Annotated in this window: 1 protein-coding gene; it reads right to left on the minus strand. The window is 55.9% G+C overall.

The genetic code is table 11. The annotated features are described in order from the left end of the window. Positions 1-415: hypothetical protein (locus AC1RP4_RS07760; RefSeq protein ID WP_481763235.1), on the minus strand; the 415-nt coding region annotated here is incomplete at both ends.

Here is a 415-nt window from a genome sequence, read left to right on the forward strand (position 1 = left end):
ATAGATTGCTGATCCACGGCCGTGATCGGAACCTGCGCCTGATACGCGAAGTCGTACGCGTCAAAATTCCAGAGCCCCGTACGGTCCGTGTACGCTATGAACGACGACTGGCGTTGATCGACACCCGTGATAATATACGCGTTGGGGCTCGCCAAATGCGGCGCAGGAAGCTCATCTACTGAGCCCAGAACCGCCATCCGGAACTGGTTGTTCGATTCTGCGGCGTCCAGCCACATTTGGTAATTCGTGTCCACGATCGACAGGAACGCATCAATCCGGATGCTGTTTCCGCCGTCCACCGCACCGAGCGGTGACTTGTGAATCAGGCTGTCGTCTGCGGCCAACGCGAACAGCGTGTTGCCCACGAAATACCCAATTTCACCAAAATCGAACGGTCCTAGGTTGTAGTCTAGGT

The organism is Dellaglioa sp. CoH-56-MRSF-10 (assembly GCF_056782175.1).